The following is a 7,453-nucleotide window of genomic DNA, read 5'->3' as shown; positions in this document are numbered from 1 at the left end:
TGCGGTCATCGCAATGTACGTCGAACTAGGCCGCTGGGCGCCGGATTATTATCGCACCAACAGTGCTCAACCCGGCGCGATGGTCGTACCCGTCAACAGCACGACCGCGTTTGCCTAATTGCTCGGTAGGCGTTCGTCAATTCAAACGGCCTCTCCCCCTCTTGTTCGCGATCCATGTCGAGGGCAGTAAGGGAATGGCGAGACTGCGGTGGCGATGATTCCGCGCCGTGGAGACTTGTGGCCCGATGATTTTGTTGCAAACATAGTTGCTTAAGCATTGCATTTCGCTTTGCTTCACGCTCACGCACGGATCCCGATTCGGTGGTGCGCGTGAATGGACTGGAACCTTGATTGTTTGTCACACAATATCTCTCTCATGAAAGTCTCTGCTCCGAAAGTCGAGCGTATCTCGACGGTTGATTCTCACACTTGCGGCGAGCCCACCCGGACGATCGTTTCGGGCGGCCCCGATCTTGGCAAAGGGACGCTGATTCAGCGTCAGCAGCGTTTTGCCAAAGAATTTGATCACTATCGCACTGCGGTGATCAATGAACCACGAGGAAGTGATGTGTTGGTGGGGGCATTGCTATGTCGGCCCACCAATCCCGAGTTCGCGGGCGCGGTCATCTTTTTTAACAACACCGGGTATTTAGGCATGTGTGGCCACGGTGCGATCGGCGTTGCGTCGACGCTTGCCTATCTAGGCCGTATCGGCCCCGGGTACCATCAGCTTGAAACTGCGGTGGGCGTGATCGGTTTCGAGTTGGATGAAGACATGCACCGCGTCACGATCGAAAATGTTCCCAGCTACCGTTATCGCAAAGCGGTGGCGGTCGAGGTTCCCGGTTTTGGCCAAGTCGTAGGCGATATCGCCTGGGGCGGTAATTGGTTCTTCATGGTTCGTAGCGAGTCGGATCAGATTCGTCCCCAGCATCTCGATGAATTGTTGACGTTTACCAAAGCGATCCGCAACGCTTTGGAAGACCAAGAAATCACCGGACATGGCGGCAAAGTGATCGATCATATCCAATTGTATTGGGATTCCGAGACCAGCGATGGTCGCAACTTTGTGCTGTGTCCCGGTGGCCAGTGGGATCGATCGCCCTGCGGCACCGGAACGAGTGCCAAGATGGCTTGTTTGGCTGCCGACGGCGAACTTGCCCCCGGAGAACGATGGCACCAGGAAAGTATCATCGGCACCTATTTCGAAGCCAACTATCGCTTGGCAAGCGAGGAAGAAATCAAGCAGCTTGGTAATATCGGGCTGGATCCCAAGCAAACCGTGGATGATTCCGTTCGCGCCAGTTCAGGGATCATCGTTCCAAGTGTCACGGGCGAAGCGTCGGTGACCGCGGAAAGCCAGTTATTGCTCGACCCAGACGATGCGTTTCGGTACGGCATTCCAGTGTGAACGTGCGTCGAAATCCGCCGGACCCCATTTCTGCCTACCTGAACTCACCTTGCTGATGACATCCCAACACGTGCCGCCGCAGTCCAAGTCAACTCAGCACGTCGCAGCTTCGGGAAGTGAATCCCAGCATGTTGCAGTCGTGGGAGGCGGCGTTGTCGGTATTGCGTGCGCGCATTACTTGAACCGCCGCGGCTATCGTGTGACAGTGATTGATCGGGGCCGTGTCGGCGGTGGCTGTTCGCACGGCAATTGCGGATACGTCAGCCCCAGTCACGCATTGCCGCTGGCCGAACCCGGTGCAATTTTCTCGACACTCAAGGCGATGCTGAAACCGAATCCGCCGCTAAGGATTCGGCCGGGATTGAATCTACATCTCTGGAAATGGTTGTGGAATTTTTCACGTCGCTGTAACGAAACAAATTGGATTGAATCGGGGCATGCGATTCATCCGCTGTTGACCGAGTCGATGCAGCTTTATGGTGACTTAATTCGCGATTACCAACTGGATTGTGAATGGACCAAACAAGGATTGTTGTTCGTTTATAAAAATCAGCACGCGTTTCAAGCGTACGAGCCGATCGATGCAATGCTTCGACGTGATTTCAACGAACCGGCGCGGCGAATGTCGGCAGCCGAGTTGCTGGATTTTGAACCCGGGTTGCAAGAGGATGTCGCTGGGGCGTGGTATTTCGAACATGACGCCCACCTGCGACCGGCTCGTTTGGTCGCGTCTTGGCGTGATTCGCTTCAGGAACGCGGAGTGAGGTTTGTCGAAAATCAATCGCTCGAAGCGCTCAAGGAATCGGCTGGCAATGCGACGAGTGTCTCGCTGTCGTCTCAGCAAGTCGCGGCGGATCATTTTGTGATTGCCACCGGCGCCTGGACGCCGCTGCTCGAGAAAATTCTCCGTTTTCGTGCACCGATTCAACCTGGCAAAGGTTATTCAATCACGATGCCGCGGCCCGAGCACTGCCCAACCACGCCGATGATTTTGCCAGAGCGGAAGGTCGCCGTGACACCTTGGGGGTCCGAACTACGCTTGGGGTCGATGATGGAGTTCATCGGTTACGATTCGACGATATCCAAGAAGCGCCTGGGGTTATTGACTCAGGCTGCTGCGGACTACTTGAAGTGCAAACTGCCTGAATCGTTCTCGGAAACTTGGTATGGATGGCGTCCCATGACCTACGACAGCACACCGATCATCGGACGCTGTCCCAATTTCTCGAACGTCTACTTGGCGTGCGGACACAATATGCTGGGGCTAAGCATGGCTCCGGCGACCGGTCGCATGATCGCCGAGCTGGTCTCGGGCGATTCGACCAGTATCCAATCGCGGCCCTATCAAGCCGAGCGTTTCATCGCCTGATCGGCCTACGCGTTTCATCGACCGACATGCTCAGTCCATTGGCCGGCATGAACGTGGGGACGATTTGTCGCATGCCCCTGACTTCTCGACGGTCTATTTTTCTTGGGGATCGTCTTCTCGGCGGACAAACCAAAACCATAGCAACCCCATGCTGGTCAGAATCAGTATAAGCGAGACGACAGAGATTATCAGCGAGATCATGGCAAGGGGGTAGCCTAGTGATGGAAGAGGGGGGGCAGCGTGATGGCCGTTACCGCTGGCGGCGCCGTCTCCGCATTGGCGAAAACTAGAACAGCAAGCCCTCGGTGCCCATCACCTGGTTTGTCTCGTCGTCATTATCGCGGAACAATGCATCCACTTGAATAGGGGTAGATTCGAACGAGCCTGGTGCTGCGGTTGCTTCGCTCTGCCCGGCGGTCGTGCTATTGGCGCCGTTTGCTCCTAGACGATTCAGTTCATTGATGACCACCAACGCGTCCAGGGGAGTGATCCGGTAATCGCCGTTGACGTCGTAATACAGATCCCCGCTGGGTTGCTCGGTTTCCGGATCAAGTGCGCTGTTGCCGTTTCGAAATTGCAACGCGTTGATCACCGCCAACGCATCAGCGGCGGTCACCAGACCGCTGGAATCTACATCATATTGATTCGATGCGTTCTGGAAGAACGGCGGTTCGTCATCCACCAAATTGATACTCGCCGAGTCCGCAACATAACCGCTTGCCGCGAATGTGTAGCTGTATTGCTCGGTCGGTTCGGGATCGCTGTCGTCAACGGGGACCACATTGATCAGCAAACTGGTTTGATTCGCAGGGATGACAAAGTCACCGCCGAATCCCAGTTCACTTGCATTGCCACCGGAAACTTGAACCGGCAACGCTTGCGACACGTCACTATTGCTGCGGGTGATTCGCAATTGCACCGTATTGGCTGCGTCTTCGCGGACGGTGTCGGCAGTAAAATTAGCGCTAAGCGTCTCGTGGTCTTTGACAAGCAAGTCGATCACGCCTGGATCAACGCCGGAACCCGAGGCAGACAATTCGAGCGTTTGGTCGCCGTCGAGCAAAGCATCGTCCACCGCAGCGACAGGAACTTTGACCGAAGTGGCATTGGCGGGAATGACCGCTGTTGTCGGCACGCTCGCCTCGCTGGGGTCCGAGGAATCCAGTCGAACCGTCAGCGGACTGCTCGAAGCCGGGCCCGAGCGGGTAATCGTCAATTCGGCAGCGGAGCTTCCGCTGTTTTCCACGATCGACGACGTATTCAGTGCAAGCGACAACTTCGGAGGCGACGTTACCGAAACGCTAAAGGTTTTCTCGGCGATTCCACCATCGCCGTCTTCCACGCGGACGCGGACGGTAAAGTTGCCGGCGGTTGCATAGGTATGGGTGCCGTCAAAAGAGGCCAATGTGGGGCGAGTGGCATTGCCGGTTTGATCGATCGTTGCAACGCCCGATTCGACATCGCTTCCGTCACCCCAGTTGACGGTGTAGGTAAACGTCTCGCTGCTAGCAGGATCCGAAATCGATCCAAGATTGGTGATGTTCAGCGGAGTGTTGACGACCACGTTCTGGTTCGCAGCAACGGTTAGCGTCGGATGAACGTTGGTGATCGATGCGGTGGTGGCGGGAATCACTAGCTCGCCCAAACTGCTGCCGGTCAAAACGATTTCCACCGGAAAGCTTCCATTGTCGCCATAGACGTGGTTGGCGGTGACGGTAACGGTCGATCCGACCAGCGTCCAACCGATATCATCCAACGCCGCCACATCGAGCGATGTGATCGACTGTCGCTCGTTGTTATTCAGCGAGCTTCGCATCAGTGTCGCTTGATCATGGGTGTCCAGGATCGAATCGGCCCAGTGAAAGCTTTGATTTAGCGGTGGGTTGCCGGCTCCTACATAGGCCGCATTCGCCTTGGCACCGGTAAAGGAGTTTCCGCTGGTATACGTGCTCCAGGACTTGTTGATCCCCGCGTTGCCAAACCCCAACACGTGCGTCAATTCATGCATCGCAACGGTGATGAAATCGGTTTGCCCCGGCTGGATGCCGTCAATGTCTTTGCCGAAATACCAATTGGTGCCATTGTTATCAAAGGCGACCGAACCTCCCCACGGTCCAAAATCGGTTGCCGGTGAAGCTTTAGCACCGCTTTCGCCGCGGAATTGGACGAGGTCACGAAACGCGTTGATGTTTGCGAGTTCTGCGGGCGTGATCGATCCGACACTGGGAAACGCGAATCCGCCGGGGCCGCCGCGGCCTCGTTCAAACCCGGCCAAGTCGCGGGCGCCGGGAAAGATGACGAGCTCGTTTGCGTTGACTTTCAAGTTTTTGGCAACAGCATCGCGCGCAGTCCCATTGCTATTGAGCGTTGAATTGCCCGTCGACGGATTGGTGAAGTTAGCGATCCACTCCGTCTTTCCAGCAACACTCGGGGTGATCGCATCAAGCTGATCCGAAAAACGTCGTACAATCGAATCGGCAGCAAGCTGCAGCAATTCACGCCGATACTGATTCGCGCCGGAGAAAAATCCCGATGAGTCCAGCGAGTAGTCAAAGCGAATTTTTAAGCCGCCGGTCGCTGGTTGCGAATTGAGCGTCGCGGCGGTTTGCGTGCCATCACCCCAGCGGATTTGTGCCGAGATGTTGCCGAGCAGCCCCGTTGTATCGACGTTGCGAACAATTTCAAATGGATCGCCCTCGCCAACCAATAGCCGACGGTCTTCGAGGGTTTGATAGCGGATCAAGCGTGCCGGACTGCGGCGGCGTTTTCCTCTCTGGTTTCGCTCCGAACTTGTCGAAAAACGATCGTATTGGCCTGGGAAAACAGCGGTGGCAATGCGAGCCAATATTGCAGAGGCAGTTGATTTAGGCATAGCGAATGGCTGATGAGAAGAGATGTCCAGTGATGACTTCCATGTCGAGAGGATCAACCACTCGGAAGCTGGGGGTAACGCCAAGGAATGCGTAAGAACGTTGGAAAGTGAGAAATGTTGGTGCCGGGTTGCCGTGCCGAGGCCGTTCGCGGCTGCCGTACCGAAATGTTTCGCTTCTATTGAACGGTAGGTCCGAGATTTCAGGAACCCCTTTGTTGGCGGAAAACCTTGGATTGGTTCCAGGCAAAAAGAGGATCACCTGCTAACAGTTACGCGGTTCATCCGGCAAATGACGACGCCCGGAAACAATGCAATCGACGTACCCAGTGGATCTAGAAAACGTGAAAACCGCCGTGATCGTCTAACCGAAGAAGCGTTCGCGTGATAGCATTTCGGCATTGTTCAAGCTCGCCTTGATTCCGTGGAAAAGGTGCTGTTTGCGGCGATCACGCATCACGTGGCGAACTGGTAAATTAGAGGCCGCTGACACCGGTGTCTCGATTTTTCGCGGTTCGCCGACCCTCCGCCGGTTTCTTGTAATCAGCTTGGCGGCACCTCCAAGTCCCGCTCGCTTCCCTTCCTGCCTAATTTGTTTATCTCTCCATGAATGCTACGAACTCTTCCACCGAACCTGAAAAGAATCGCGACCCTCAATCGCTTCGCTCCTACCGTTGGTTTGGTCCCGACGACATGCGATCGTTCGGTCACCGTTCGCGGCTGAAAGGAATGGGGTTTGACGACATTGATTATCAAGGTCGCCCGGTGGTGGCGATTTTGAACACATGGAGCGATTTAAATACGTGTCATTCGCATTTTCGCAACCGAGCCGACGAGGTGCGTCGCGGGATTTTGCAGAGTGGTGGTTTTCCAGTTGAAGTGCCGGTGATGTCATTGGGCGAAATGATGATGAAGCCGACCACGATGCTGTATCGCAACCTGTTGGCGATGGAGGTCGAAGAGGTTTTGCGATGTCACCCGGTCGATTCCGCGGTTTTGATGGGCGGGTGTGACAAGACGGTGCCGGCAATGTTGATGGGGGCGATCAGTGCCGATGTGCCTTCGGTCTTTCTACCCGCCGGTCCGATGTTAAAAGCGCGATGGAAAGACGTCACGCTGGGCAGCGGTAGCGATGTCTGGAAATACTGGGATGAACGACTGGCCGGCAACGTGTGTGATCGCGATTGGAATTGCATCGAAAACTGTATCGCGCCGTCGGCGGGAACCTGCATGACCATGGGCACGGCCAGCACGATGGCGTGCATCGCCGAAGCACTCGGGTTCACGCTCGGCGGTGCGGCGAATGTACCCGCCGTGGTCGCGGAACACTCACGATTGGCGGTTGCCACGGGACGTCGAGCAGTCGAGATGGCTTGGGAAAAACGAACGCCCTCGAGTTTTCTGAACGAACAATCGATCCGAAACGGCGTGGTCACTTCGCTGGCGATTGGCGGCAGCACCAACGCCATTGTGCATCTGATCGCACTCGCAGGCCGAATGGGGATCGAACTGACACTGCAGCGGTTCGATGAACTCTCGCGAATCACCCCGGTGCTTGGGAATCTTCGTCCGGCCGGCCAATACCTGATGGAAGACTTTTATCATGCCGGCGGACTGCGAGCCCTTTTGAAAGAGCTCGGTGATTTGATCGACACGTCATGTCAAACGATCAGTGGAACGACTCTGGGAGAGCAGATTGCGGATGCCGAAGTGATCGAACCGGATGTGATTCGGTCACGTGAAAACCCGCTGTCTCCGGCTGGCGGAACGTCGGTGTTGCAAGGCAATTTGGCGCCCAGCGGTT

4 protein-coding genes are annotated in these 7,453 nt (G+C 55.8%); 3 read left to right on the top strand and 1 reads right to left on the bottom strand.

Annotated features, from left to right (window positions below):
* The first annotated feature begins 376 nt into the window (after positions 1 to 376).
* A complete protein-coding gene (locus RMSM_RS27030; RefSeq protein ID WP_008704382.1) occupies positions 377 to 1,411 on the top strand; it encodes a proline racemase family protein in 1,035 nt (344 codons plus the stop codon).
* Positions 1,412 to 1,466: 55 nt separating this feature from the next.
* Positions 1,467 to 2,780: an NAD(P)/FAD-dependent oxidoreductase gene (locus tag RMSM_RS27025; protein ID WP_008704381.1), complete on the top strand. Its 1,314-nt coding sequence runs from the start codon at positions 1,467 to 1,469 to the stop codon at positions 2,778 to 2,780.
* Positions 2,781 to 3,066: 286 nt separating this feature from the next.
* Here the strand turns inward: RMSM_RS27025 and RMSM_RS27020 are convergent, their stop codons facing one another.
* Complete coding sequence (locus RMSM_RS27020; RefSeq protein WP_144057995.1) at positions 3,067 to 5,652, bottom strand: dockerin type I domain-containing protein; 2,586 nt, start codon at positions 5,650 to 5,652, stop codon at positions 3,067 to 3,069.
* A gap of 603 nt (positions 5,653 to 6,255) precedes the next feature.
* Here RMSM_RS27020 and RMSM_RS27015 point away from each other — a divergent pair.
* Positions 6,256 to 7,453 (top strand): dihydroxy-acid dehydratase (locus RMSM_RS27015; RefSeq protein ID WP_008704370.1); only part of this gene is annotated, 1,198 nt, incomplete at its 3' end.

This window comes from Rhodopirellula maiorica SM1 (assembly GCF_000346295.1).
Classification (GTDB): domain Bacteria; phylum Planctomycetota; class Planctomycetia; order Pirellulales; family Pirellulaceae; genus Novipirellula; species Novipirellula maiorica.
Note: the sequence above shows the minus strand (reverse complement) of the source record. Positions and strands in the feature narration are given on the sequence as shown.

Coding starts and splice junctions, on each gene's coding strand:
- RMSM_RS27030 (WP_008704382.1), top strand. CDS start 377: ATGAAAGTCTCTGCTCCGAAAGTCGAGCGTATCTCGACGGTTGATTCT.
- RMSM_RS27025 (WP_008704381.1), top strand. CDS start 1,467: ATGACATCCCAACACGTGCCGCCGCAGTCCAAGTCAACTCAGCACGTC.
- RMSM_RS27020 (WP_144057995.1), bottom strand. CDS start 5,652: ATGCCTAAATCAACTGCCTCTGCAATATTGGCTCGCATTGCCACCGCT.